The 25,855-nt window shown below is 48.1% G+C and carries 22 protein-coding genes; 13 read left to right on the forward strand and 9 right to left on the reverse strand.

Annotated features, from left to right (window positions below; translation table 11 throughout):
• Positions 1-3: 3 nt before the first annotated feature.
• The 3 genes from EL268_RS31560 to EL268_RS31570 all read left to right on the forward strand — a co-directional run bounded on the left by EL268_RS31560 (position 4) and on the right by EL268_RS31570 (position 2,830).
• Positions 4-666 (forward strand): type 1 glutamine amidotransferase domain-containing protein, encoded by a 663-nt coding sequence (locus tag EL268_RS31560; protein WP_106657305.1) that lies wholly within the window; start codon positions 4-6, stop codon positions 664-666.
• Positions 667-733: 67 nt separating this feature from the next.
• Positions 734-1,942 (forward strand): MFS transporter, encoded by a 1,209-nt coding sequence (locus tag EL268_RS31565; RefSeq protein ID WP_106657306.1) that lies wholly within the window; start codon positions 734-736, stop codon positions 1,940-1,942.
• Positions 1,943-1,957: 15 nt separating this feature from the next.
• The gene (locus tag EL268_RS31570) at positions 1,958-2,830 is read left to right on the forward strand and encodes a LysR family transcriptional regulator (RefSeq protein WP_106657307.1); all 873 of its coding nucleotides are present in this window, start codon (positions 1,958-1,960) and stop codon (positions 2,828-2,830) included.
• Between the two features lie 60 nt (positions 2,831-2,890).
• Here EL268_RS31570 and EL268_RS31575 read toward each other — a convergent pair whose 3' ends face one another.
• Positions 2,891-3,379, reverse strand: coding sequence for a hypothetical protein (locus EL268_RS31575; protein WP_106657308.1), 489 nt, complete (start codon positions 3,377-3,379; stop codon positions 2,891-2,893).
• Positions 3,380-3,526: 147 nt separating this feature from the next.
• Here EL268_RS31575 and EL268_RS31580 point away from each other — a divergent pair, with 147 nt between their 5' ends.
• The 9 genes from EL268_RS31580 (at position 3,527) to EL268_RS31620 (ending at position 12,531) form a co-directional block, all read left to right on the forward strand.
• Positions 3,527-3,970 carry a MarR family winged helix-turn-helix transcriptional regulator gene (locus tag EL268_RS31580; RefSeq protein ID WP_106657309.1) on the forward strand — a complete coding sequence of 148 codons (444 nt, stop codon included), beginning with the start codon at positions 3,527-3,529 and terminating at the stop codon, positions 3,968-3,970.
• 50 nt (positions 3,971-4,020) lie between these two features.
• Positions 4,021-4,962 carry a ring-cleaving dioxygenase gene (locus EL268_RS31585; protein ID WP_106657310.1) on the forward strand — a complete coding sequence of 314 codons (942 nt, stop codon included), beginning with the start codon at positions 4,021-4,023 and terminating at the stop codon, positions 4,960-4,962.
• A 15-nt stretch (positions 4,963-4,977) separates the two neighbouring features.
• Entirely contained in the window at positions 4,978-6,036 is a 1,059-nt protein-coding gene (locus tag EL268_RS31590; protein WP_106657311.1) for an LLM class flavin-dependent oxidoreductase, read from the forward strand.
• 250 nt (positions 6,037-6,286) lie between these two features.
• Complete coding sequence (locus EL268_RS31595) at positions 6,287-8,191, forward strand: tetratricopeptide repeat protein (RefSeq protein WP_106657312.1); 1,905 nt, start codon at positions 6,287-6,289, stop codon at positions 8,189-8,191.
• 22 nt (positions 8,192-8,213) lie between these two features.
• Positions 8,214-8,846: a DUF1266 domain-containing protein gene (locus EL268_RS31600; protein ID WP_106657313.1), complete on the forward strand. Its 633-nt coding sequence runs from the start codon at positions 8,214-8,216 to the stop codon at positions 8,844-8,846.
• Positions 8,847-8,956: 110 nt separating this feature from the next.
• Positions 8,957-9,844: a TIGR01777 family oxidoreductase gene (locus EL268_RS31605; protein ID WP_106657314.1), complete on the forward strand. Its 888-nt coding sequence runs from the start codon at positions 8,957-8,959 to the stop codon at positions 9,842-9,844.
• Entirely contained in the window at positions 9,841-10,701 is an 861-nt protein-coding gene (locus EL268_RS31610; protein WP_106657315.1) for a helix-turn-helix domain-containing protein, read from the forward strand. Before EL268_RS31605 ends, EL268_RS31610 begins: the two co-directional genes overlap by 4 nt.
• Before the next feature lie 54 nt (positions 10,702-10,755).
• Positions 10,756-11,148, forward strand: coding sequence for a VOC family protein (locus tag EL268_RS31615; RefSeq protein ID WP_106657316.1), 393 nt, complete (start codon positions 10,756-10,758; stop codon positions 11,146-11,148).
• Positions 11,149-11,355: 207 nt separating this feature from the next.
• Positions 11,356-12,531 (forward strand): esterase-like activity of phytase family protein, encoded by a 1,176-nt coding sequence (locus EL268_RS31620; protein WP_106657317.1) that lies wholly within the window; start codon positions 11,356-11,358, stop codon positions 12,529-12,531.
• Positions 12,532-12,609: 78 nt separating this feature from the next.
• On the opposite strand, the gene EL268_RS31625 is transcribed toward EL268_RS31620, so the two are convergent.
• Together EL268_RS31625 and EL268_RS31630 are read right to left on the reverse strand one after the other, a co-directional pair.
• A complete protein-coding gene (locus EL268_RS31625; protein WP_106657335.1) occupies positions 12,610-14,085 on the reverse strand; it encodes an RtcB family protein in 1,476 nt (491 codons plus the stop codon).
• 387 nt (positions 14,086-14,472) lie between these two features.
• The gene (locus EL268_RS31630) at positions 14,473-15,561 is read right to left on the reverse strand and encodes an ankyrin repeat domain-containing protein (RefSeq protein WP_106657318.1); all 1,089 of its coding nucleotides are present in this window, start codon (positions 15,559-15,561) and stop codon (positions 14,473-14,475) included.
• 232 nt (positions 15,562-15,793) lie between these two features.
• Here EL268_RS31630 and EL268_RS31635 point away from each other — a divergent pair, with 232 nt between their 5' ends.
• Positions 15,794-18,907 (forward strand): S8 family serine peptidase, encoded by a 3,114-nt coding sequence (locus EL268_RS31635; protein WP_106657319.1) that lies wholly within the window; start codon positions 15,794-15,796, stop codon positions 18,905-18,907.
• An 82-nt stretch (positions 18,908-18,989) separates the two neighbouring features.
• Here EL268_RS31635 and ptsP read toward each other — a convergent pair whose 3' ends face one another.
• The 6 genes from ptsP to EL268_RS31665 all read right to left on the reverse strand — a co-directional run bounded on the left by ptsP (position 18,990) and on the right by EL268_RS31665 (position 25,837).
• Positions 18,990-20,717: a phosphoenolpyruvate--protein phosphotransferase gene (gene ptsP / locus EL268_RS31640; protein WP_106657320.1), complete on the reverse strand. Its 1,728-nt coding sequence runs from the start codon at positions 20,715-20,717 to the stop codon at positions 18,990-18,992.
• Positions 20,718-20,777: 60 nt separating this feature from the next.
• Positions 20,778-21,038 carry an HPr family phosphocarrier protein gene (locus tag EL268_RS31645; protein ID WP_106657321.1) on the reverse strand — a complete coding sequence of 87 codons (261 nt, stop codon included), beginning with the start codon at positions 21,036-21,038 and terminating at the stop codon, positions 20,778-20,780.
• A 16-nt stretch (positions 21,039-21,054) separates the two neighbouring features.
• Complete coding sequence (locus EL268_RS31650) at positions 21,055-22,995, reverse strand: PTS fructose transporter subunit IIABC (protein ID WP_106657322.1); 1,941 nt, start codon at positions 22,993-22,995, stop codon at positions 21,055-21,057.
• Positions 22,996-23,011: 16 nt separating this feature from the next.
• Entirely contained in the window at positions 23,012-23,923 is a 912-nt protein-coding gene (gene pfkB / locus EL268_RS31655; protein ID WP_106657323.1) for a 1-phosphofructokinase, read from the reverse strand.
• A complete protein-coding gene (locus EL268_RS31660) occupies positions 23,920-24,675 on the reverse strand; it encodes a DeoR/GlpR family DNA-binding transcription regulator (protein WP_106657324.1) in 756 nt (251 codons plus the stop codon). The genes pfkB and EL268_RS31660 overlap by 4 nt, the downstream gene beginning before the upstream one ends.
• Before the next feature lie 196 nt (positions 24,676-24,871).
• Positions 24,872-25,837 carry an ABC transporter substrate-binding protein gene (locus tag EL268_RS31665; protein ID WP_106657325.1) on the reverse strand — a complete coding sequence of 322 codons (966 nt, stop codon included), beginning with the start codon at positions 25,835-25,837 and terminating at the stop codon, positions 24,872-24,874.
• Between the last annotated feature and the right edge of the window lie 18 nt (positions 25,838-25,855).

Raw genomic sequence — 25,855 nt, forward strand, 5'->3', positions numbered from 1 at the left:
TAGATGGCAAAACAAATCTTGATGGTAGTCACCAATCATACAGATATGCAGGAAGGCAAAAAGACAGGAATCTGGCTGTCCGAATTTGCGGAAGCTTATCTGGCCTTCGAAAACAAAGGCTATGAAATCACCGTAGCAAGTCCATTGGGCGGAGTTGGTCCGATTGACCCTGGCAGCGTGGACGACCAAACACCGCAAGAAATCTTGGACGCCGCCAAGCATCTGGAAAACACCAAAAAGCTGGATGACGTAACAGCGGACGGCTTCGAGACCATTTTCCTCCCAGGTGGTCATGGCACGATGTTTGACCTGCCAGATAACCAAAAGCTCCAGCAATTACTGCGAGATTTTTATGAAGCAGGAAAAATCGTAGCGGCTGTTTGCCACGGTCCTGCCGGGCTCGTGGGTGCGACCTTGTCCGATGGCCAGCCGCTAGTCGCAGGCAAGCGCGTGAATGCTTTCACAGACAGAGAAGAAGCAGCGACAGGCTTGGGGTCCTACCTGCCTTTCCTTCTGGAGAGCAGAATCCGTGATCTCGGTGCCATTTTTGTGGCGGCACCAAACTGGAGCACACATGTAGAAGTCGACGGCAACCTGATTACCGGACAAAATCCTCAATCTACGCTCGCTGTCACAGAAGCAGTAATAAGCAAGTTAGGGGAATAATACACGTGAGGCTGATAGACGAAACACATATCAGCCTTTTCTTTAAACGAAAGGAGGGCTACTTACCGTGGCAACAGAAAATATGACCCGTCACTATGAACAGGCACAGGCCACTCGCAAAGGATCGACTCTCGCCTTGTACGCTCTGACACTCGGAGCATTTGCGATCGGGATGACAGAGTTCATCATTATGGGGCTACTCTCTGAGGTAGCCACCAGTCTGAACGTTTCCATCCCGATGGCTGGATTCCTGATTACCGGTTATGCATTGGGTGTCGCTATCGGCGCTCCCATCATCACGCTGGCTACCCACAGAATGCCGCGAAAAGCACTTTTGCTGTTTCTTATGATTTTATTTATCGCGGGAAATGCGCTAGCCGCTCTCGCACCGAACTATACGGTTTTGATGCTGGCTCGCATCCTGGCTGCTCTTACCCACGGGTCGTTCTTCGGAGTAGGTTCGGTCATTGCCGCTGAGCTGGTTCCCAAGGAAAAACGCGCGGGTGCCATCGCGATCATGTTTACCGGACTGACACTGGCCAATATTTTGGGTGTACCGATTGGAACGTTTCTAGGGCAAGCCTACGGCTGGCGCTCTACCTTCTGGGCGATCACGATGATTGGGATCATTGCCTTGATCGGAATTGTCATGCTCGTCCCGAAGGTCGCCAACGCAACATCCAGTCTGCGTCAGGAGCTCGGCGTGCTCAAACGCCCAGCGGTTCATATCGCGCTTATGATGACCGTATTCGGATTTGGTGGCGTATTTACTGCGTTTACGTACATTTCGCCAATCCTGGTGGATATCACGGGCTTCTCACCCAGCTCTGTTTCGTACATCCTCGTCTTATTCGGCGTAGGAATTACCATCGGGAATATTTACGGTGGAAAACTGGCAGACCGCAAGCTGTTTCCTTCCCTGCTCGGAATACTTGTCTTACTGGCGCTCGTTCTCGCTGTGTTCAGCTTTACCGATCAAAATAAGCTGCTCACCTTGATAACGGTATTTATTTTAGGGATTGCCGCATTTGGTACGGTTCCTGGCTTGCAGCTCCACATGCTGAACACAGCCAAGGAAGCTCCTACGCTCGCTTCGACACTGAACATCGCGGCCTTCAACCTGGGAAATGCGCTTGGTGCCTATATTGGGGGCGTTGTTATCGATCTTAACTTTGCAGGAGGTCTCCCTGCCGTTCCTTGGGTCGCTTCGCTCGTGACGGTCATCGGAATTTTGTTTACGATATGGGGAGCACAGCACCAGAAACGTCTCAGTTAAGAAAGGATAGCCAATATGGTGGACTTTGAATGGTACCGAAGCTTTATCAGCATCTATAAGCATAGCTCCGTATCGGAAGCTGCCAGAACGAGAATGATGACCCAACCAGCCATGAGCCAGCATCTGGCCTCCTTAGAGGCAGAGGTAGGTGAGCCATTATTTACACGAGCTCCCCGAAAAATGATTCCTACCGAGAGAGGCAAAGCGCTCTATACACAGGTGGTTCCGCTCATCGAAGCTTTGGAAGAAACCACGCAGACCCTCAATACGAACGCGGCTACATCTTTACCCGTGATTCGAATCGGGTCAGCGCATGAGTTTTTCCGTGAGAAATTAGCTCCGTATATCGGAAGCTATCAAATGCGCGTCATCGCCTATCTCGGTGTCGCTTCCAAGATACTCGAATTCCTGCTGGAGGAAAAAGTAGACCTCATCGTCATGTCGCAAAAGCTTTCCGCGCCAGGCGTCGAATATATTCCCTACATGCAAGAGGAATTTGCTTTGGTGGCACCTCCCGATTACAGGGAACCAACGTTTGACGACAAGGAGTCTTTTGAAGCGTGGCTATGCTCCCAGCCGTGGATCAGCTATGACTTGGATTTGCCGATCATCCGCCGTTTTTGGCGCGAACATTTCCAGAAGCGTCCACAAACGCATCCGACACACGTCGTACCGGATTTGCACAGTGTGCTGAAGGCTATTGAGCATGGCGCTGGCATCAGCCTGTTGCCAACGTTCATGCTGGATGATCATTTGTCCAGAAACAAAGTAAAGATCATGTACCCGTCCTGTACTGTTTATAACGATTTGTATCTGGCCTACCAGGTGAAAAACCGGAATCTGCCTCATCTGAAGACATTGATTGAAACGCTGAAAAAGGCGGTATGACAATGGTAGATAAAGATAACGCCGCTCCTGGCAAATGGAGCGGCGCAATTTTTAAACAGTTTAATGCTGTACGATCTCGTTTAACCATGATCTAAGATTTTCTTGCATATCTGGGTATGTTCCATCTTTATTTTTCCTCAATGTTACCCACTGTAAATGATGAGGGAGATTGCATATTTTTAATCGGAGCTCATTCAACTCTCCCGTATGATCCTCTAATAGTAGCAACCGTTCACCCTCTACTGTTTCCTTTCCAAACGCTTCATATTTTACTTCATTGATTTTTGTAGTGGTATGCCAGTGCGTGTATGTGCACCAACGGAAATTTCCTGGTAGTCCATGCAATTTCATATTCAATTCTTCCATATCTTCTCTTTTTACATATGATCCGATTATTTCAGAATCTAATTCGATTCTCGGATCAAACTCTTTACAATCAATGATAATCTCATAATCTGCATTTTTTTCATTATGATAGTGAAATAGGATTTCTCTTATGTTGTTTAAGGCAATTTCCTTCCCGAAGTAAATTCCTGATTTTTTCTCCATAAATGATCCCCTATTTTATAAATAGTTTCCCATATTTTAATACGACTGATGTAATACTTGGTCCTTTAGACTATCATTTATGGTATTGCTTTTTTATCAATTGAGTAGTAAAGTGATAATAAGCTCAGCGAAGGGAGGCAAACTAACATGCGTAATAACACCATAGGCTCATTAATCTGGTTACGCTTGATGCGGTTTACCACCCAAAGCAACCAGCTGTCAAATGAGTTTCTCAAACGCTTCGATTTAACAACAGCGCAATTCGATGTCCTGATGCAAATTAGCGTCTACCAGCCTCTTACCCAGTCGGAGTTAGCTGAGAAGGTAACCGTTACACAAGGTGGAATTTCTCGGATGCTCGTACGACTTGAAAAAGAGGGCTACATTGTACGCAAGCAAGATTGGAAAACGAAAACGATCAGCCTAACCAAAAAAGGGGAAGCCGTACTGGAACAAGCCTTTCCGGAACAACTAGCGTTTCAGTCGTCATTCTTCGATGAGGTACTGAGTGAAGAAGAACAAAAAACGCTTTACATCCTAATGACACGCGTTCATAAGAATAGCCAAAAAAAAGAATTACCGCCTGTGTAATTTTTTTTACACCATCACTTGATTAGTCAAGTTAAACAAGGAGGTCTACCATGTACACCATTCCAGGCCATCACCATGTATCTATGTTAACCAAACATGCTCCATCAAATAATCACTTTTACCAAAACGTATTGGGACTGCGCAGAGTGAAGAAAACCGTCAACCAGGACGATCCGTCGATGTATCACCTGTTTTACGGAGATTTGACAGGCAGTGCCGGAACAGAGTTGTCATTTTTTGAAATGCCGATGGTAGGAAAAACCGTACGCGGCACAAACGCCATCACTCGAATCGGACTGCTCGTTCCGTCACGGGAGAGCTTGACCTTTTGGAAAAAGCGCTTTGAGCAACTGAATGTTCACCATGGCGACATTACCCAGTACGCTGGCCGCGATGCCTTGCATTTCGAAGACCCGGAAGGCCTGCGAATGATCCTAATCAATAACAACGGCGAAGGAGTTCCGCCGAAATGGGCGCCGTGGGACGAATCCGTGGTCGAAGAAAAGCATCGCATTTTGGGAATCGGTACGGTTGAGATTACCGTCCGCTCCTTGGACAAATTAGCCAGCCTGTTGACAGACACGTTCGGCTATAGCGAAGTATCGCGCTCAGAACAAGAAGCCATTTATCAATCCGTCCCAGGAAAATCCTTCGGAGAAATTGTCATTAAGCAGGAAGAGGGAACCCCTGAAAAACCGGGTCGTGGAAGTGTTCATCACTTGGCGATTCGTGTGAGCAACGATGAGGAACTGCAATACTGGGATGACGCCGTTCGAAAACGCGGTTTCCGTTCAACAGGGATTGTGGATCGATTCTACTTCAAAAGCTTGTATTTCCGTGAGTCAAACGGCATTTTGTTCGAAATTGCAACAGACGGTCCTGGCTTCACAGCAGATTCATCCGTCGAGGAGCTCGGAAAAGCTTTGGACTTACCTCCATTCCTCGAAGAACGCCGCGCAGAAATTGAAGCGAAATTGACACCTATAGACTAAAAGGAGTGAATCAACATGGAACAATATCGTATCGACACCAAAAAGGGACTTGAATTCGGCTTATATTCGATTGGCGACCATGTCCCGAATCCACACACCGGCTCCAAGATTTCTCCTGAACAGCGCATTAAGGAATTAATCGAAGCAAGCAAGCTGGCAGATGAAGCAGGACTTGATGTATTCGCTGTCGGCGAAAGCCACCAGACGTATTTTACGACGCAGGCGCATACCGTCATTCTGGGTGCAATCGCGCAAGCTACGAAAAACATTAAAATCGCTAGCTCCGCCACTGTATTGAGCACATCTGATCCGGTCCGCGTGTATGAGGATTTCGCTACCTTGGATCTGATCTCCAATGGTCGGGCAGAAATTGTTGCCGGACGCGGTTCCCGAGTAGGAGCGTATAGCCTCCTCGGCTACGATGTGCGCGACTATGAGGAATTGTTTGAAGAGAAAATGGACCTTCTTCTCAAGCTAAACAACGAGGATCGTGTTACGTGGGAAGGGCAGTTCCGTGCACCACTACAAAATGCAACAATCCTGCCGCAGCCATTACAAGGACGTCTTCCCATCTGGCGTGCCGTAGGGGGACCACCTGCAAGCGCGATTAAAGCCGGTCAAGCTGGCGTGCCTATGATGCTAACCACACTCGGAGGTCCAGCCATCAACTTCAAAGGCTCTGTCGATGCTTACCGGGAGGCTGCGAAGCAAAATGGTTTTGACCCAGCGACCTTGCCAGTAGCGACAACGAGTTTGTTTTATACAGCCGACAAAACTTCAGATGCGCTTCGCGAGTTCTATCCGCATCTAAATGGTGGGTTTATCGCCTTGCGTGGCGGTGGCTATCCGAAGCAACAGTTTGCGCAAGCGGTCGATTATCGAGATGCGTTAATGATTGGCAGCCCTGACGTCATCATCGAAAAAATGCTCTACCAATACGAAATGTACGGACAACAACGCTTCATGGCGCAAATCGATTTTGGCGGGGTGCCATTTGATAAAATTGCGAAAAACATTGAACTGATCGCAACGAAAATCTTGCCAGAAGTGAAAAAGCATACAACCAAATCGTAACAAAAAGGAATGGCACCTATGAAAATCGTCGTATTAGTGACGGTTATCTCAAATTAAAGATACTCTATACAATGCAGTTCTGTTGTTAATGCGGCCTGCTGACCGAAAGCTTCCAAGACGCGGATCTTCTTCTCACAAGAAAAGAAGGTCTGCGTCTTTTTTATTTTTCCATCATAGTTAAAATTATCCTCAGTAGATTATAATCATGAAACAGCAGATGAATCACACGTAAAAGGTGGCGTGACGACTTGTGAATATTTGGAGGATACTGGACATTGATCCTACCGAAGATATTTCGACGATTAAAAAAGCCTACGCGAAAAAGCTGAAGCTGCATCACCCGGAAGATGATCCGGAGGGCTACCAGCAACTGCGAGAAGCATACGATATGGCCATTAAAATGGCGAAGAAGGGCCAGAGAAAACCAAAGGCAGAAGTGACATCCATAGCCGATGCAGAAACCCCTATACAACTGGAAGAGGATACTCCCATCCTCACTGTTCATCGTCGGCTGTCCTTTCAACATATTGACACCGCACCAGATCGCAATGATCCAGTTGTACAGATAGACACTTTTATGGAGCAAGTAAAAGCTTTGTACGACGATTTCCCTTCCAGAATCAATCCTGAAAATTGGACAAAGCTGCTCCGTTCTGACTTAGTATGGAATATACATCTGAGAAGAATCGTCAGTGATCGCCTGTTTCACTTTCTGCACGAGCACCATCATTTGCCCAAAAGCGTCTGGTTAATACTAGAGGATGGCTTTCAATGGCGGGAGCTTATTCAAGAGCCTTTTTATATGGACAAGCACTCGAAAAATTTTTGCCAATACTATTTGAAGCAGCTAGACGATCCAGGATTGCGTTTTGACACTTTGCTTGCGGCGCCCCATCTCGATCGTGATATATTCTTGTCTTACCGCGATGCAGCTTATCAAGCCTTGAAAGAAAATCAACTGGAGCAAGCAAGCAACTCACTTAATGCGGCTATTGCCTTATTTGCCGATGACCCCGAATTGCTTCGCCTCCAGGGAGAGTATTGCCAGCGAATCGGTGACACGGATGGTGCACTCGACGCTTATTCCCGAATCATCAGCATTCAGCCAGACGATATCGACAGCTATCTGGCTCGAGCCTACATATGGTACCACGAACAACATGTCACCGAGGCTCAGAAGGAATGCGAGTACATCCTGTCTCAACTTCCAAACCATCAGGAAGCACTAAGCCTGCTCGGAAAGTGTCAGCTGAAGCTGGGTAATGAAGCTCAGGCAAAAGTCACATTTGAACAGCTGCTCGCAGCCAGTCCACACGATTACGAGGCGCTCATTTTGCTCACCCAGATTCGTGGAAACATGCTGAAACAAGTCAAGAAGCTGCCAGCCAAAGAAAGGGAGCATGCCTTGCAGCAATTGACTTTGGAGCTGGGAGAACGGAAAGGCTTGAATAAACAAATAATGCCAGCCATTCATTTTCAAGTAGCCGTAGCTACGGTGACCCTTGCTCTCATCATGCTTTTTCAATCTCTTCTATACAACGCATATGTAGATCATACGAAGTCCGCTCCCATTTCCAATGTAGAGCTTCATCAGAATGGACTGGTCAAATTATCATCGCCAGAGGCTTTGAAACAGATTGGACCCAACCAATTCGTTCAGGCCAAGCTAACGAATCTCCGTAGTCTAGACATCTATCAATATACGAAAACAGATAAAGACGGAAATAGCTACACGACATACGAAAATTATTTGACGCTTAATGAAACCGGAGACATAGGAAAAATTACTCCTTCAGGTTACGTAAAAATCGGCTACTTGGGCGATACCCCCATCCTCGTCATTACGAAGCATAGTACGATCGAGATTGAAAAAACCGGAATCTTAGATTTTGAAATGGGCCAAGTAATGGATATACCGCCTAAGGTACTGATGGACACAAAGAAAATGTTACAGCATTTGGAACTGACTCCTTTGTTCGATTTCAACAAGCTCAATCAGAATCAAATAATTGAGGTAAAGTATTTGACGATCCCGACGATCCCAAGTCCGAGCCCGCCGTTGGAGATCTATTTCTATGGGCTGATTCTTTTGGTCTTGTGTCGTTACTTCTTTGGGTCACTGTACAATCTGTATATCATCACTCGAGTCTATTAACAAGGAGTGAACTTTTTCATACATGTTCACATTCAAGCGTAAAAAGGAAAAACAATTTCACTTCTTTACCTGCAGTATGCATTCAGCTATTGGGATTGGGGCAGATACGGTCTACATCGAAATAAAAGATAACTATAGCAAACGGGGAATAAGAGACGCCGCGAGTCAGAAAGAGAGACTATCGTGGATGCTAAAAGAAGGCGAGCGGAAAGAATTTGCCCGGCTTCACCATTTTTTATCAGCGTTATCAGAGTCAGGACGAGTGGAATATATCAACTCTCTGGAACCAGATCAGGATCGCGTCGGCAAGGCAAAGATCGTTCATTACTATCTGCGAAGACTCCCAGATGAAGGGATTGCCGCCTATGATTATGCCTGGGTCTCCTACTTAAGTGGTACGAGATGGGAAGGCGGCTATATCAGCAAAGAGGAAGCTCGGCAGTTTAAGCTACAGGCTGTGAGACAAGCGCAACAAGCCTATAACAGCTGGAGCGAGTTTATCACGGGATATATCGCCGGCTATCAATTTATGACTGCGAAAACATCGCTGGATCACCTGCGCCAAAATGATTGGAATTTTTCACGCTCCCTTGTTTCCAAACACTGCATGCTATCGAAATCTAACTGGCATACCGACTTTTCAAATTTTAGCTAATAAATAATAGCTCTCCCCATTTTGGGTGAAGAGCTTTTTTACTGCCGCCACTTCGCATTATGTTACAATTATTGTAAGAAATTCGACACCGATGGAAGCGAGTTGATCTTATGAAAAAGAAAGTCATCCTGGCTGGCGGCACTGGCTTTATCGGCAAGTATCTGGCAGACAAATTCAATCAACTTGGCTACGAAGTAAGGATCATCGCAAGAACTTCCCCTCATATAACGTGGGACAATCACGCGAAAATCGTGGAAGCTTTGGAAGATTCCGAGCTGCTCATCAATCTGGCGGGCAAATCCGTCAACTGTCGTTACCATGAAAAGAACAAGGAAGAAATCCTGAATTCTCGGACAGAGACCACTCACATACTTGGCAATGCTGTTCTTGCCTGCAAAAACCCTCCTTTACTCTGGATCAATTCCAGTACGGCCACGATTTACAGGCATGCAGAGGATCGCCCCATGACAGAAGCAACAGGGGAGATTGGAACAGGCTTTTCCGTCGACGTCGCCAAGCAATGGGAAGCTGCCTTCTTTTCCTTTGATTTGCCGCATACGAGACAAGTAGCCTTACGTATGGCGATCGTGCTGGGCGAAAACGGCGGGGTTATCGATCCATACAAAAATCTCGTTCGCTTTGGACTCGGGGGTGTACAAGGGTCTGGCAATCAGCGTTTTAGCTGGATTCATGTCGAAGATATCTTCCAGATCATTCTCTTTTTGAAGGAGAGAACTGACTTAAGCGGCGTATTCAATTGTTCTTCTCCCCATCCCGTCACAAACCGTGAATTCATGCAGCATTTTCGCAACGTGATGAATCGGAGCTTCGGACTGCCTTCTCCCAAATGGATGCTGGAAATGGGGGCCATGATAATCGGAACGGAAACAGAGCTGGTGTTAAAAAGCCGCTGGGTTATTCCAGAAAGGCTTGAGCGTGAAGGGTACCAGTTTCGCTTTGCCCATATCGATAAGACGCTGCAGGATATTTTAAAATGACCGACAAACCTTCCAGGAACTATGTTCTCCAGGCAAAAAGCAAGCAATTTTACTGGGAAGGGGATGGGCAGCTTTCCATTAAAACATTTCGTAATGGAAGAGCGCATTACAAGACAAGTAAAGGCTTTTTTGCTGTGGAAGAGGGCAGGTATCTCTTGCTGAACGAAGGGGAGTATACCATTTCCATCGAGGAAGCGGAGGATGTAGAATCGTTTTGTATTTTCTTCAAGCATGGTTTTGGCGAGGAGATGTTAAGCACGCTCGTAGATTCAACGGATCGACTTCTCAGTGATCCTTATAAGGAAACGGCTTCGATCGGTTTCTTTGAAAAAACCTATCATACGAGCCATACACTGGCTTTTCAGTTAGCGACTTTGAAAGAGAGTCTCACCTTCCTTGAACGGGACTCCATCGGTTATGAAGAACAATTTCACCAGATTATGCGGACCCTATTGCTCGGACAGTTCGATGTAAGAAAAGAAATGGACGCTTTGCACGCGCTTCGACAATCGACTCGCGAAGAACTCTATCGAAGAATCAGTACCGCCCATGATTATATACGCGCTTTTTATGATCAACCTATCAGGCTCGATGAGATCGCACAGATTGCTTGTCTGTCTCCTAACCATTTGCTGCGAGCGTACGCCCAAGTGTATGGCAAAACGCCCCACCAGCATATTTCGGAATACCGGATACAACGAGCCAAGCAGCTGTTAGCCAAGCTGGACTTCAGTATGACAGACATCGCCTTTGAACTTGGATTCAGTAACCCCGTTTCCTTTAGCAAAATGTTTAAGCAGCATGTCGGCGTTTCTCCACTGCAATTCAGAAAAAAAGTGATTTTGGATAAGAAATAATCATTGGATTCGTCTATCCTGAAGTGGATACGTGAACAAATGGGGGATTTAATCATGAACACGAACCTGATTCAAAAAGTAGGGCAAATCGGCATCCCTGTCAAAAACCTGGAAAAAGCCGTCCATTTTTACAAAGAGCAGCTTGGGCTCCCTCTTTTGTTTCAGACAGGCAACATGGCGTTCTTTGAATGTAACGGACTTCGCCTCATGCTGAGCCTGCCGGAAAAAGAGCAATTTGCACACGCCAGCTCCGTCATTTACTTTCAAGTAGATGACATTCAAACTGCTTTTGAAGAGTTAAAAAGTAGGGACGTAACGTTTATCGACGAGCCACATCTCGTAGCCAAAATGGGGCAAACGGAAACGTGGATGACCTTCTTTAAAGACACAGAAGGGAATACGCATGCCTTCGTGAGTGAAGTACAAGAGGAGACCGTTTCATTTTGAACGGTCTCTTTTTTATTTTCCCACAAATCCACCGAAGCCGAGGACCTGACTCAAGAAGTTTTTATTCATGTTGTTCCCTCCCATATTTTTTTGCAATATCCACTGTTCATTCCCTTACACTTCCTTAACATGGGAAAAGTCATTTCTCAATATAAGCGTGATAGGATCGTACAAGAAACAAGCAGCAGCTTTAAAAGGAGACTTCGTATGAAAAAATGGATGTATACGCTAACGGCGTCACTCGTACTCTCGATCCTTTTCGGTTACGGTCAAACCCATGCTTCCGGTACGAATTCAGCTAATGTCCATAATGGTAAAGCACGTTCTGTAGGCAGCCTTTCCTTCATTGGAGAACAAACCATTCCATATGGCCAGCAATTTGAAGGAACGACTATTGGAGGACTTTCAGGTATTCATTATGATCCAAAACAAGGACAGTGGCTCATCATCAGTGATGATCGGTCTGATAACAACCCTGCGCGATTCTACCAAGCAAAATTAGCCTACGATCATAAACAGTTTCAACCGGTTCAGCTATCAGGTGTAACATTTTTAAAGCAGCCAAATGGAAGCTATTATCCCAATCAAAAGCAATTCGCAACGCAAGGTGGAGAAATCCCGGATTTGGAAGACATCGCGGTAGACCCCAAGGATGGAACCATCTGGTATACGACGGAAGGCAGCCGATCACATGGCATGAATCCATCTGTTAAGCATGCGTCCAGAGATGGGAAGTATTTATCTTCGTTCCCGGCGTCAAAGCTATTCACTATGAATCCAAAGCTCGAAATCGGACCTCGCCAAAACCAAACCTTTGAAGGTCTCAGCTTTTCGCCAGACGGTTCATCGCTTTGGGTTTCCATGGAGAACGCTGTCTATCAGGATGGGGGACTCCCAACGGTAAACGCTGGGTCGCTCTCGCGTATAACGCAATATGATCGCAATGGAAATATGAAAGCTCAATATGCCTATCCGGTTGATGCCATCCCTGCAAAACCGGGTCCTGGAAAGTATGCGGATAATGGCGTAACGAGCATTCTCGCTGTCAATAATCATCAACTCTTGCTTACAGAACGTGCCGGAGTTGAAGGAGCAGATGGAACCTTCAAATTCCATGTTCGTGTATATGAGATTGATACAACAGGTGCCACCGACATTTCCAATCTCGATTTGTTACTTGGAAAGAATATCACTCCCGTTAAAAAACGGCTGGTCCTCGATTTATCCAAATCAGGTCTACGGCATATCGATAACATCGAAGGAATAACGTGGGGACCCAAGCTTCCGAACGGGCACGACAGCTTGGTTCTGGTTTCAGATAACAACTTTGCAAGTACACAAACCACTCAGTTATTAGCTTTCGAAGTGCTACCTAAAAAGTGAGCAATGGGGTATAGGAAAAGGGGCTTTCCCTAAAAAGTCATGAAAATGACTAAGGGATCGCCCCTGCTTCTATTTCCTTTATCCTTTTACCGTAGCAATCGGCGCCACCTCAGCCACAATCTCAGCCATACCATGATCCACATGCGACTGAATCACCGGAGTAATATCTTTATAGGCATAAGGCGCCTCTTTTTTCAGCTCTTCCTCCCATTTTTTCAAAATATCGCTCCGTCCGCGCAAGTCCGCCCGCTTCGGGTCAATCGGATTGATCACGCGGAAGTTAGCAAGAAACTCGCGAAATCTGTCATCGTCCACTTTCACAGCATCGCCGCGAGAAAGTGCACGACCTGCACCATGGCTTGCGCTAAACAGACTTTCCCGATTCCCTAACCCCGCCAAAATAAAGCTGTGCGATCCCATGGAACCAGGGATAAACACAGGTTCGCCCGTATACTGAAACGGCGTGCCCATCATTTGCTCGGCCGATTTTGCCGTACAAGACCCTTTTCGATGCAAAAATCCGCCCATCTGCTCCAGCTGCTCCTCCCACAAATAATTATGAGGCGCATCGTACAACAGCTTATGTTCAAAATCGCCCAACACATCGGAAATCGATTTGTACATCATTAGGCCCAGCATCAATCGATTGGCAAACGCAAAGTTCGCCGCATTGTGCAGGAGACTCCAAAACATTTTCCACTGCGGTTCGAAACGCTCCGAAAGAGGCAGTGGATACATGCCGTTATCCGGGTGCTTTAAGGAAGTCGGGTACATCCTTTTCAGCATCTCTTTGATCCATGCACCGCTGTTATAACCAATGGAAACAGAGCCGGTATGAATCATAAGGACAACTTGCCCTTCTTTTAGCCCCCACTGACTGGCGATAGAGCCCTGATGCACTTTTTTGACCACCTGAATCTCAAAAAAATGATTCCCGCCACCAAGCGAGCCGATTTGTGCATCCCGGGAAAGCTCGGCAGGGCCGAGAAAGTCATCGAGTCCAATCGTCGATTCCGCGATAAAAGACCCCATTTTATTGACATGGTTCAAATCCAGCTCCTGCTGCTTCTCGTTGTAATAGCGCCAAATTCCCTCGCCATTCGCTTCCTTGTGGCTGTCCAGTATGCCGATCAGGCCTTCCTTGAACATTTTTTCCCGCATCTGCCGCGTCATGGGAATATTGCGGCCCCCTTCGAAAAAAACATGGCGCACATTCCGTTCAATGGCATCCAGATTTGTGTGAATCTGCTCCTCGGACAAATCCGTGACATACAGACGCATCCCGCAATTAATATCGTTGCCAATCGCTTGCGGCAGCACAAACCCACGCGTAAACAGCGTCGTGCCTACAGGAATGCCGCTTCCTTTGTGAAAATCGGGCGTAATGGCTACTTCCAAAACCCCGGTATTGGGATCGTCAAAATAATCGGGTGAATGCTTTTGCAGCGTTGCAATTGTTTCATTCACCTCTAAAAGTCGATGCAGCTCCTCTACCGCATTGTTTTCTACTTTTACTTCCGGATTGATGAAATATTTAATGGGTGTGTTGCTCAATAGAAGACCACCTTTATTCGTTTTATAGGAACATACGTTCTTTATTTGCCAATAGAAAAAGCCGCTATCATGCTGATTTCGTCCTTCCTGGATGAAAAAACGCAGCATGGAATCGCAGCCTTTACGCTTGGGAGCTATTGTGTTATCACAAGGGCGTTATCAACAGCCTATGGGAAACGGAGTTGGCTCACTCTTACACAACGCAATCGCGTAAAAGGCACACCTATGGAGTTGGATTTTATCGCTACATGGTTTTGTTTCATGCTTAGTTACGTATGCGAACATGTTGGAATCCTCCTCCTTTCGTTTCTTGCTCACGATCTTACCATTGGATAAATTTTACTGTCAAGCCCCCGAATTATCGAGGGCCCGAGTGATCTTTCCCTTTTACATCGAATCTAGTTCGCCTTCCATAAACTTGATCAGGTACACCTCCGGCTGCGCGAGGAACTCTGTAAAACTGCACAAGTCCGCATACTCCTTATGCTCCTCATCATAGCAGCCTATGCTACCTTTTTTCTTCGGATTCCACACAAGGTGCAGATGGGAGTAGTTGTCGATTTCGGCAGACAAACGCAGCAGCTTTTGCCGACCGATTTTCATTTCAATCGTATCGGTCAATGTGAAAAAGTCGATGTACCCAATGTCATACTCATTCTCCGCCAGCTCAAGACGCAGCTCTTCTCTGGTAAGGAAGCCAATCAGTTCTTCGGTCAGCTTAAATTTTTGCAGCTCGTACTTTCTGTTCTCCACATCATGCAGCTCGGCAGGTTCCAGCGATTTCAAATACGCAGCCAACTCCGTATCTTTGTTGCTGACCGCGATGGTATAAGGCCGCTCGCCACCCCTTTCCGCTACCATAACGTCCGCACCGCGTTCAACCAAATACTTGACCATGGCGGCATTCCCCAAGCGCGTGGCAACTGTTAATGGGGTCGCTTGATACGGATACACCATATTCGGTTTGTTATAATTGATGTCCACCCCATGATCGAGCAAATAGGCCGTGGTCGTAAGGTCATGATCCGACACGGCTTTACGCAATACATCGCCGCCATGAAGTCTTATATCCAGTCCCAGCTCTTGAATGAGCGGGATGTTCTTTTTGTTGCCATAGTAAGCCTCCGAATAAGCGCCTGAGCGCACCTGATTGACCATGTCCAGCTTGGCGCCTTGCGCTACAACATAACGAACGAGCTCTTCCGTGCAATAGCGTACGGCCATCAAAAAAGCTGGATTATTTTTGACATTCAAATTAACGCCATGCTCTACCAGCAGCTTAACAACTTCTAGCTTCTCTGATAAAATCGCCAGATCCAACGGGCTTAGCGTCGTATATTTGCTAAGCACGATGCCCTTTTCTATATCCCATCCGGCCGCAATCGCATCTTGTAAAGCCGGGATATTTCCTTGATAAATATGCATCGCGATTTCTGGCAGCTCTTCGAAACTCCCGATATCTTTCAACTTGATCATCGATTACCCTCTCCTGACTTATGTCTTATGAAAAATATAGAAAATGATTTGGCAAAAAACAACAAATAATTACCTTATTCTTTTTTATTCGATTGAAATTACAGTTAATTCTGTCTATATTTGACGAATCTGCTCGATAAAAAGTATTTTCCCAGTAAAAGGAGTAGTTTTACGAGAAGAGAAATACTTATGCAAATCGTCTTATACATACTTTTTTAAGGAGAGTGGACTGATGAAGAAGATGCGTACTCTCGCTTCTCTTACGCTTGCAGCATCACTCATGCTGAGTGGCCTTCCTTACAATGCACTGGCAGCGGCGGAGTTTAGCGAACAGGATTGGGAAAAAGTAAACGAATATACCAATGCGGAAGTAGAGCTTGGCTCCGAAATCTCAAAAATCTCTCCTCTGTTGAACACCAGTTCCAGCAAAAATGTGAGTGTCATTATTGAGCTGAACAGCGAGCCTTCGATTGTAGCTAAACATGAAGAAGGTTCAGAATCTTCCGTTAGATCGTTGCGAGCAAAAGTAGAGGAGGAGCAAGAATCTTTCCTCGATGAAGCAAAAGACAACAAGGTCAAACTGAAGGTAAAGCGCAAGTTTGAGCATGTATTCAACGGCATGGAAGTAACGGTGTCCGCCGACGAGTTGGAAGAACTGGCTGAACTGCCACAAGTGAAACGCATTTATCAAAATACGTATTATGAGCTCCCCGAAATTGATGCCATCAGCGAGAAACAATCGTCCACCAAATGGGATCAGGCCCCTCTCCAACAAATCGGTGTTCTCGATATGTGGAAGGATGGTCTGACAGGGAAAGGATTGAAGGTCGGCGTCATCGATACCGGTGTTGATTACAAGCACCCTGATCTCAAGGATGCCTATAAAGGCGGATATGACTCCTTCGACAATGACAAAGACCCTTATGAAGAAGCGCCAATCCCTGTAGAAGATGACCGGGAAGGAACAGGATATGAAGGCTCCAGCCATGGAACGCACGTCTCCGGCACCATCGTAGGACGAGCCAAAAACAGGGCATCCGACGTGCAGGTAAAAGGGGTTGCCTATGGTGCAGACCTCTACGTCTACCGTGTATTGGGCCGAGGAGGCGGTAGCTCCGCTCAGGTTATCGACGGTATCGAAAAAGCCGTGAAAGACGGTATGGACGTTATTAACCTGTCGCTTGGCGCCGCTATGGAGAAGAACTCTGACTCTCCAGATGCCATCGCTGTAAATAATGCGGTACTGTCTGGTGTGATCACGGTTGTATCGGGCGGGAACTCCGCCGACGATGAACGCGGCAGACATTATTACACCGCGGGATCACCTTCTGGAGCGAGGCTGCCGATCACAGTTGCAGCGGTAGACTCCCCTACCGTGCAATATGACGGCTCAGCAACCTCGTCCTTCGGAGCCAATTACGAATTCCCTGTGATGGCATGGCAGGTCAGAAAGGATAACTTCGCCTCCATCATCGGAACCAAACCGCTGCCAGTCGTCTATGCCAACCTTGGCTCTCGCAGCGATTTTGAAAAGGTAAATGTAAAAGGCAAAGTCGCTCTCGTATCCCGTGGTACTCTCGGCTTCACGGAAAAAATCGAAAACGCCCGAAAAGCTGGTGCTGTCGCGATCGTGGTCTTTAACGGTAACGACGCGGACGGAGATGGCCAAGCCGATCTGGATATCCGTGATCGCGAGGGCTATGTCAACACGATCCTGGGCGACCAGATCGAAGCGATCCCTACCTTTGACATGAAGGGTCTGGAAGGCCGGACACTGGCAAAAGAGCTGCTGGCTGACCCTGAAAAAGCGAAAACACTGACGTTTACGTTCTCAGGAAACTACCCAAGCACAAATGATCCGGGTGACCGCATCGCCGGATTTAGCTCACGCGGTCCAATCATGGGCGACGATTACAGCATCAAGCCAAATCTGGCTGCGCCAGGTGTAGCCGTTCTGTCCAGCTATCCATCTTGGAGCAAGCTGATCCCCGACGCCAAGTACGACAAGGCATACGCACGTCTAAACGGTACAAGCATGGCGGCTCCGCACGTTTCCGGTCTTGCCCTGCTGTTGAAACAGGCACATCCGGACTGGACACCTGCCGATATCAAGGCAGCGCTCGCGAACACCTCAAAACCGCTGTATAGCCCAGACGGCACACTGTACGATGTGTACTCCCAAGGTGCAGGCCGCGTAAACGGCTACGCCGCATCGAAAACACCTGCTGTTCTGACAACGGTAGAGCAGCTTACCATTTTGGGCGAAGATTTCGAGCCGAAAACCATTCCGTACTATGCGGACAACGTTTCCTTTGGCTTGCTGAAGGCTGGCAGCAATACCGTCACGAAAACGCTCCAGCTGAAAAACCTGTCCAAGAAAGAAGTTTCTTACGAAGCAGAAGTGATCATGCATCCGTCCGTTACGACAGATCCGTACAAGCCAGGCTCCAAAACGCCAGATGTCGATGACATCGATGTGGAAATCTCCGAAGATTCCATCTCCGCTAAAAAAGGCGATGCGACCACATTTGAGCTCAACCTGTCCGTTGACTCCGATGCAAAAGACGGCGTGTATGAAGGGGAAGTCCTGCTGAAAGCGAAAGGCAACCCTGACCTGCGCCTGCCGTTTGCTGTACACGTGGGAGACAAGCGCGAGGATACCAACTTCGGTTTCGACAACCTGAAGCTGTCCGATACGACAATCACGCCTGATGGCGATGGCAATGAGGATTCGTTCACACTCGAAGCAGAGCTGCAAGCCAAAGACGTGAACCAGATCTCTGTTGAGGCATGGGACATGGACGATAAATATGTCGGAACTCTCGCATCCGTGTTCAACAATTACGCGCTGATTGCACCAGGCCCTATCACCTTCTCTAATCTCGATGGTACCTACTACGATGGTAGCCAAGTAGCGAAGAAGCTCGATCCAGGCAAATACAAGCTGAAGCTCGTCGGTCGAAGCGTTGACCAAAGCAAGCCGAAGGGTGAGCAGATTGTAAAAGAATACGAGGCTTGGAAATCCTTCATGATTAAGGCATCGAATAAAAACGCGGTCTTGTCCAAGGTAGTTGAAGAAGCCGTAGAGCAATTTGAGATTGAGATTGCGAACACCACAGAGCTGGATCAGCCAGTGCTTGTCCTGCCGGAAGAAAGCGATGATGTGACTTATCAGGTGACGAAGAGCTCTGATGAGACCTTTATCGATGACGAGGGAATTTTGAAGGAACTGCCTGCCGAAGGGGAAGAGACCGTTACGCTGTATGTGACGATTACTTCTAAGGAAGATGAGTCGGTTACGCAGACTGTGAAGGTGAAAGTGACGTTGGAGGCGGTAGTAGAGTAGTGTTGGTTTGACGTTTTTAGATGAATGAAGGCTCCGCCACTCATCATGGCGGAGCCTTATCTTTTGCCAATTATACCGGCCATTACAGCTTGTTCAAAATTTCCTCTTTGATAAAGGCTCTGACCTCTTCGCCGCTCTCCAGAGTGAGGACGTGTTGTGCTGTTTCCTGTAGCGACTTGTAATCCAGCTTTCTCAGCAAATGGCGGGCACGGAGAACGGAAGTGGCACTCATGCTGAATTCATCCAGTCCCAACCCGAGCAGAATCGGGATCGCCAATTCCTCTCCGGCCATTTCTCCGCACATGCCGACCCATTTGCCTTCTTGATGGGCCGCTTTGATTACCTGATTCACCAGCCGTAAAATGGCGGGATGGTACGGATCGTACAAGTAGGCGACCTGCTCGTTCATTCTGTCCGCTGCCATCACATATTGAATCAAATCGTTGGTCCCGATGCTGAAGAAATCGGCTTCCTTGGCGAGCTGGTCTGCGATCATCGCGGCAGCTGGCACCTCGATCATGATTCCTACTTCCAAATGATCGTTAAACAAAATGCTTTGGTTGCGCAGCTCTGCCTTCACTTCTTCCAGGATCTGGTTCGCTCGACGCAGCTCGGCTATAGTGGCGATCATTGGATACATGATCTTGATATTGCCGTATATACTTGCTCGGAGCAAAGCGCGTAACTGCGTCTTAAACAGTTCCACGCGGTCCAGGCACAGCCGGATGGCTCGATAGCCTAGAAACGGATTTAATTCTTTCGGCAGATCGAGGTAGGAAAGCTCCTTGTCCCCGCCGATGTCCAATGTTCGAATGACAACTGGTCGCCCCTTGCCCATGGTCTCTGCAACCGCTTTGTAAGCCGCAAACTGCTCTTCTTCCGTGGGGAACTGCTCCCGCCCCATATAGAGAAATTCGGTACGAAACAGTCCGATCCCCTCGGCGCCGTTTTCAACGGCCTGCACGGCGTCCTGCGGATTCCCGATGTTGGCTGCCAATTCCACGCGGTGCCCATCAGCGGTAACACTTTCTTCATGAACCAGACGAGCCCAGTCCGCTTTTTGTTTCCAGTAGGCCTGCTGTTTGGCTTCATAGGCTGCGACGACAGCTTCGTCCGGTCGAATGTGTACCTCGCCTTCAAGGCCGTCGACAATGACCAGATCCCCAGTTTGCAGCTGCTCTGTAATGTCCGACATACCTACCACCGCCGGGATTTCCATGGTGCGTGCCATGATGGCGGAGTGAGACGTGCGGCCGCCTATATTCGTTGCAAATCCTTTTACCTTTTCCCTGTCCAACTGTGCCGTATCGGATGGCGTCAGATCGTGTACAACCAGTACCACCGGCTCTGCGAAATCCGCTGGCAACTGATCGTGTATGCCGAGCAGATTCTTCAGCAGACGCTGGCTGACATCGCGCAAATCCGCCGCCCGCTCCCGCATGTACTCGTCGTCCATGCTTTCAAAAACGGCGACAAAGCTGTCACGAACCTCCTCCAAAGCTGCTTCCGCATTCACTCTTTCGCTTTCCAGCTTCTCCTCAATGGCACCAATAAACTCCGGGTCCTGCAAAAAAAGCTGGTGGGCTTCAAAGATTCTCGCTTCTTCTTCGCCTATCTCGTGGCGGACCTTCTTCTTGACCTGCTCGAGCTCTAGATCTGCCGCTCTCACACTTTCCCGAAATCGCGCAAGCTCTGCGGCCACCTCATCTTGGTCAAGGATGCGTCGTTCATACTGAACCATCTCTTCCTTTTGTACAACAGCTCGTCCGATCACGATTCCGGGAGCTGCAGCGATCCCTTTTTGCAGCATTACAATCGCTCCTTATCGAAGCCGCCCCCCTGGGGTCAAGAGGGGGGGCTTCCTGTCATGTTACCCGTGAACCGACTCGAGCAATTTGCCAAGCTCCTCCATTGCTTGCTCCGCCTGTTCACCAGTGATCTCAAGGGTGATTTGCTCTCCCATCTTCGCACCCAGTGTCATCAAGCCCATGATGCTTTTGCCATTGATCTTTTTCGTGCCCTTGATCACGTTTACCACGCAAGGAAACGAAGTAGCCTTTTGCACGAATAATGTTGCCGGACGGGCGTGCAGTCCAGTCGGATTTTGAATGGTGAAAGTATTGGTCAACATCTGGTTCCAGCTCCTTTTACTCTACCGCGTCTTTTTTCAGTATTTTTAGCATGAGTGCCGTAACTATTGTTCCGGCAAGAATGGAAACAAGGTAAAGCGGCCAGTTGCCGATTACCGGCAAAACGAATATTCCGCCATGAGGGGCAGGCAATGTGCATCCAAACAGCATCGATAACCCGCCGGCTACGGCAGAGCCAACTACGAGCGAAGGAATGACGCGTGTCGGATCAGCCGCGGCAAACGGGATCGCGCCCTCCGTAATGAAGGTTGCCCCCAGGACATAAGCCGTTTTGCCCGCCTGCTGCTCTTCCATGGTAAATTTCTTCTTGAACAGCGTAGTCGCCAAAGCGATTCCGAGCGGCGGAGTCATCCCGGCAGCCATAATCGCTGCGTGAGGGGTGAAGTTGCCCTCGGCAATCATTGCAATTCCAAACGTAAAGGCTGCTTTGTTGACAGGGCCACCCATATCAAAGGCCATCATTGCACCCAAGATCACACCTAGGATAACGGCGTTACCAGTGCCCATGTTTTTCAGCCAGTCACCCAGCGCCACATTGGCCGCGGCAACCGGTTCTGATACGACGTACACCATGACAAAGCCTGTAAGCAAAATTCCAAGCAGCGGATACAGCAGCATCGGCTTGATGCCTTCTAACGATTCCGGCAGTCCGGCCAACAATTTTTTCAATCCGACCACGATATACCCGGCCAGGAACCCTGCGATAATTCCTCCGAGGAAGCCGGAGCCGGATGTAGCCGCGAGCAAGCCCCCCACCATACCCGGAGCAAAACCAGGGCGATCAGCGATGCTCTTGGCGATAAACCCGGCCAGTACCGGAATCATCAGCTGGAACGCTGTTCCTCCGCCGATGTCCATCAGAACTTTGGCCAGCGGATGGAATGACGGATCGTTTGGATCAACTGCCTTGATCCCAAACATAAAGCTCAGCGCAATGATAATCCCGCCGCCAACGACAAACGGAAGCATGTTGGACACGCCATTCATCAGGTGCTTGTAAAAAGCGGGCTGCTTCGCCTTTTTCTCCGCCTTTGCTTCTTGAATATGGTCCTGGTAGCTGGTCACGCCATTGCGGTAGACACTTCCCTTTTGCTCTACTGCTCGCTGAAGCAGTTCTTCGGTGTTGCGGATCCCTTCCGCAACCGGCACTTCAATGACGATCTTGCCAGCAAAGCGCTCCATCTCCACCTGCTTGTCGGCAGCTACAATCACAGCCGTCGCTTCTTCAATATCCTGCAAAGAAAGCTTGTTTTTCACGCCTCCGGAACCGTTTGTCTCCACCTTGATGGCAATCCCCAGCTCGGCAGCCTTTTTCTTCAGCGCGTCGGCAGCCATGTACGTATGGGCAATCCCGGTCGGGCAAGCGGTTACCGCGACTACTTTGGTCGGCTGCTTCTTTGAGTTCTCTACTCTCTCCTGTTGTTCTTCTTGCTCCTTGTCCTCTACAGCGCTTTCATCTTCGCCCTGGATTTCTTTTTCTTTGCGCGTGATAATATCCAGCACCTGTTCCTTCGTCTCGGCCCTCGTCAGCTCCTGACGAAATGCTTCGTCCATGAGCATCTGGGAAAGCAGCGCCAGTGTTTCGAGATGGGCTTGATTGGCGTCCTCAGTAGCCGCAATCATGAAGAAAAGATGTGCTTTTTGGTTATCCAACGAGTCAAAATCAACGCCCTCTTTGGAAAAGCCGTATGCAATGCTGGGAGTTTTGACTGCTGCTGTCTTGGCATGCGGGATGGCAATTCCTTCTCCAATTCCGGTGGAGCCTTGTGCCTCACGCTTGAGAATGGCTTGCTTCATCTCTTCCCTGCTGTTGAGCCGTCCAGCTTCGTCCAATTTTTCAATCAACTCATCTAATACCGCTTCCTTGGAGGAAGCAGAGAGAGGGAATAGAATCGTGTCAGCTTTTAACAAATCGACAATGCGAATCTCGTTATTCATCGTTGAACCCCCTTTATCAAATGGCGGTTATTGTGATTTCCGGAAGAAATGCTTGTACCTTCTCATGTGTGCAGAACCCTTCCGACAGGGCAGTCGTGCTCCCCGCAGCTACAGCAAAACGAAACGCGGCTTCCGTATCCATTCCCTGCCTATAGCCATAAAGGAAACCGGCAACCATCGAGTCTCCGGCACCGATCGAATTGACTGGTTTGCGCTGCGGAATCTGGGCGAGATAAGCCGCTTGCCGATTGACAAATACAGCACCCTGACCAGCCATCGACACGATGACGTTCTGTGCGCCCATTTGCAAAGACTTACGTGCCATATCGATCGCCTCTGCTGGTGTGGCAATCGTCACCCCAAACAGTTCCCCCAACTCATGATGATTGGGCTTGATGAGAAACGGCTCTTCCGACAAACCGGTTTCAAGCGCTTTCCCTTTTGCGTCGAGGAAGATACGGACGCCCTTGCCACGCAGCCGCTTCATGATCGTCTGGTACATATCGGACGGCAAGCTTTTTGGCACGCTTCCCGCGAGTACCAGATAATCGCCGCTCTGCAAGCTGTCGATCTGTTGCATCAGCCTTTGGAGCGCTTCATCCGGGATGTCCGGTGAGACTCCGCTGATATCCGTTTCGGTCTGCGCCTTTATTTTTAAATTGATTCTGGAATCCTGTTCGATTTGGATCAAGTCATGAGAGATGCCGGCTTGCTCGATCTGCTGTTGAATAAACGCTCCCGTAAACCCACCGACAAACCCCAGCGCCGTGCTGTTTTCCCCGAGTATGCGGAGAACCTTTGATACATTTATGCCTTTTCCGCCTGCGACCTTCCATTCTTTTTGCGCCTGATGAATGGTTCCTTGCGACAGAGCAGTGATCCACAAGTGGTAATCAATCGATGGGTTCAGGGTTACTGTGTAAATCATGCTTTCACCACTTTAAGAGTTGATAATCTGCCGTAAACTTGTTGTTCCTCTTGGCTCAAACCGTCATCCGTGATTACCGTGATGCCTTGCAGGTCTCCCACTTTGGCAAAGGTGACCCTGGAAAACTTGTCAGAGTCGGACAAGACAAATCGCTCGTCAGAAAACTGCAAGGCCAGCTGCTTGACGTATGCCTCATCCGGGTCAGGTGTGGTCAGACCGTGATGCTGGTCAATGCCGTTGATCCCGAGAAAGCATTTGTCGAATCGGTATTGACTGAGCGCAGTGATCGCATCACGCCCCACCATCGACAGTGTAGCCGCTTTCAATTCTCCGCCCAGCAGGATCGTCCTGATGTTTCGCTTGATAAGCTGAAGGGCAATGTCCACCCCGTTTGTAACAACCATGATGTTGTCGTAAGGTAAATAGGGCAGCATCTGATACGTCGTGGTTCCCGCATCGATGAAAATCGAGTCGTGTGGTTTTATCAAGCTGGCGGCATATTTGGCGATCGCCAGTTTCTCCCGTTCATGTTTGACCGATTTTTCCAGAATCGTCGGCTCTTCGATTTTGCTCTGCAGCACAGACGCCCCGCCGTGCACGCGTTTAAGCAAGCGCTGTTCTTCCAATTCGCTTAAATCTCGCCGGATTGTCGATTCCGATGCCCCAGTCGCTTCCACAAGCTCATGAATGCGCACAATATCTTTTTCTTTCACTAAAGTTACTATCAGTTGATGACGTTCAGGGGTTAGCATCGTATCCTCCCTTCTCCTAGTTGCACCAGGATTGATTTTGATTATACATCCAAATTCAATCAAAAACAATCATTAATAGTCATAATCAATCAGGGATCGTTCACTCCTTTAACAGACAAAGCCACCCCAAATCATCGGAGTGGCTTCCATATGAATCTAGCATGAATTTAGCTTGCCGAATGAACGCGGCCCTGACTTACTCTGCTTTCATTTTTTCAAGGACAAGCTCTATCGATTTCTCCTTGATGTGGGGGAAATCACTGATGATCCAGTGAGGAACGACATATACCTGATTGTTTTTGACTGCTTTTAACTGCTGCCATAAAGCGCTGTTAGTCAACTCTTGAAATCTCTTATCGGATTCTTTGTCTGGACCCTTAGCTGGATTTCCGACCTGAATGAAAATATGATCTGGATTCAGCTCCGGCAATTTTTCCATAGAAATAACTTCAAATTTTTTCATAGCTTCAACTTGCGGGAGCGGCTTCAATCCCAAATCGCGGGCAATCGTCGCGCCAAACAATTGATTCGGGCCGTGAACCCGATATTCTTTTGCCATGACCCGCATGTAGAGCACCGTTTCATCTTTGCCAACCTTTTTTGCCAGCTTTTTCTTGGCTTCCTCGGCTTTTTGATCGTAGCGGGCCAACCATTCGTCGGCTTCCTCTTCCTTGCCAAGCATGCTTGCTAATTCACGGAAAGCAAGCCGCCAATCATCTTGGTCTTTTAAAATGATTGTGGGAGCTATTTTCGATGTGTCGTCATAAATTTTAGCATGGACTTCTCTACCTATGATCAAATCAGGTTCTGCCTCCAGAATCGCTTCCAGATTCGGGTCATCTCCCAAATTTTTCACGCCTTCAAACGAGTTCCCCTCCATGTATTCCAGGTTCGTTTCTCCCTGGTAGGATGTCATGGCATAGGGCTTGATGCCAAGAGCGTAAAGAGAGTCAGCCAGCCGATAATCAAGCACTGCTATTTTCTTCGGCTCCCCTTTTATGGTCGTTTTACCGGAATAGTGTTCAATGACCCGCTGTGCGGATGATTGATTGTCACCGGCAGTAGACATTTGTTCCTGGCTAGCACCGCAGCCAGTGAGGAACAAGCAGCTTGCCAGAATGAAAGAAAGTGCTGCGAACAAATAAGTGCTATTCTTTTTCATAAATAAGTGTCTCCCATT

This window comes from Brevibacillus brevis (assembly GCF_900637055.1).
Classification (GTDB): Bacteria; Bacillota; Bacilli; order Brevibacillales; family Brevibacillaceae; genus Brevibacillus; species Brevibacillus brevis.

Excerpts from the sequence above, each read along its gene's own strand:
- EL268_RS31620 (WP_106657317.1), top strand. The coding sequence starts at position 11,356 with ATGAAAAAATGGATGTATACGCTAACGGCGTCACTCGTACTCTCGATC.
- EL268_RS31645 (WP_106657321.1), bottom strand. The coding sequence starts at position 21,038 with ATGTTGACCAATACTTTCACCATTCAAAATCCGACTGGACTGCACGCC.
- EL268_RS31615 (WP_106657316.1), top strand. The coding sequence starts at position 10,756 with ATGAACACGAACCTGATTCAAAAAGTAGGGCAAATCGGCATCCCTGTC.
- EL268_RS31580 (WP_106657309.1), top strand. The coding sequence starts at position 3,527 with ATGCGTAATAACACCATAGGCTCATTAATCTGGTTACGCTTGATGCGG.
- EL268_RS31665 (WP_106657325.1), bottom strand. The coding sequence starts at position 25,837 with ATGAAAAAGAATAGCACTTATTTGTTCGCAGCACTTTCTTTCATTCTG.
- ptsP (WP_106657320.1), bottom strand. The coding sequence starts at position 20,717 with ATGCTGCAAAAAGGGATCGCTGCAGCTCCCGGAATCGTGATCGGACGA.
- EL268_RS31600 (WP_106657313.1), top strand. The coding sequence starts at position 8,214 with ATGTTCACATTCAAGCGTAAAAAGGAAAAACAATTTCACTTCTTTACC.
- EL268_RS31630 (WP_106657318.1), bottom strand. The coding sequence starts at position 15,561 with ATGATCAAGTTGAAAGATATCGGGAGTTTCGAAGAGCTGCCAGAAATC.
- EL268_RS31590 (WP_106657311.1), top strand. The coding sequence starts at position 4,978 with ATGGAACAATATCGTATCGACACCAAAAAGGGACTTGAATTCGGCTTA.
- EL268_RS31570 (WP_106657307.1), top strand. The coding sequence starts at position 1,958 with ATGGTGGACTTTGAATGGTACCGAAGCTTTATCAGCATCTATAAGCAT.
- pfkB (WP_106657323.1), bottom strand. The coding sequence starts at position 23,923 with ATGATTTACACAGTAACCCTGAACCCATCGATTGATTACCACTTGTGG.
- EL268_RS31650 (WP_106657322.1), bottom strand. The coding sequence starts at position 22,995 with ATGAATAACGAGATTCGCATTGTCGATTTGTTAAAAGCTGACACGATT.
- EL268_RS31605 (WP_106657314.1), top strand. The coding sequence starts at position 8,957 with ATGAAAAAGAAAGTCATCCTGGCTGGCGGCACTGGCTTTATCGGCAAG.
- EL268_RS31635 (WP_106657319.1), top strand. The coding sequence starts at position 15,794 with ATGAAGAAGATGCGTACTCTCGCTTCTCTTACGCTTGCAGCATCACTC.
- EL268_RS31560 (WP_106657305.1), top strand. The coding sequence starts at position 4 with ATGGCAAAACAAATCTTGATGGTAGTCACCAATCATACAGATATGCAG.
- EL268_RS31575 (WP_106657308.1), bottom strand. The coding sequence starts at position 3,379 with ATGGAGAAAAAATCAGGAATTTACTTCGGGAAGGAAATTGCCTTAAAC.
- EL268_RS31660 (WP_106657324.1), bottom strand. The coding sequence starts at position 24,675 with ATGCTAACCCCTGAACGTCATCAACTGATAGTAACTTTAGTGAAAGAA.
- EL268_RS31610 (WP_106657315.1), top strand. The coding sequence starts at position 9,841 with ATGACCGACAAACCTTCCAGGAACTATGTTCTCCAGGCAAAAAGCAAG.
- EL268_RS31585 (WP_106657310.1), top strand. The coding sequence starts at position 4,021 with ATGTACACCATTCCAGGCCATCACCATGTATCTATGTTAACCAAACAT.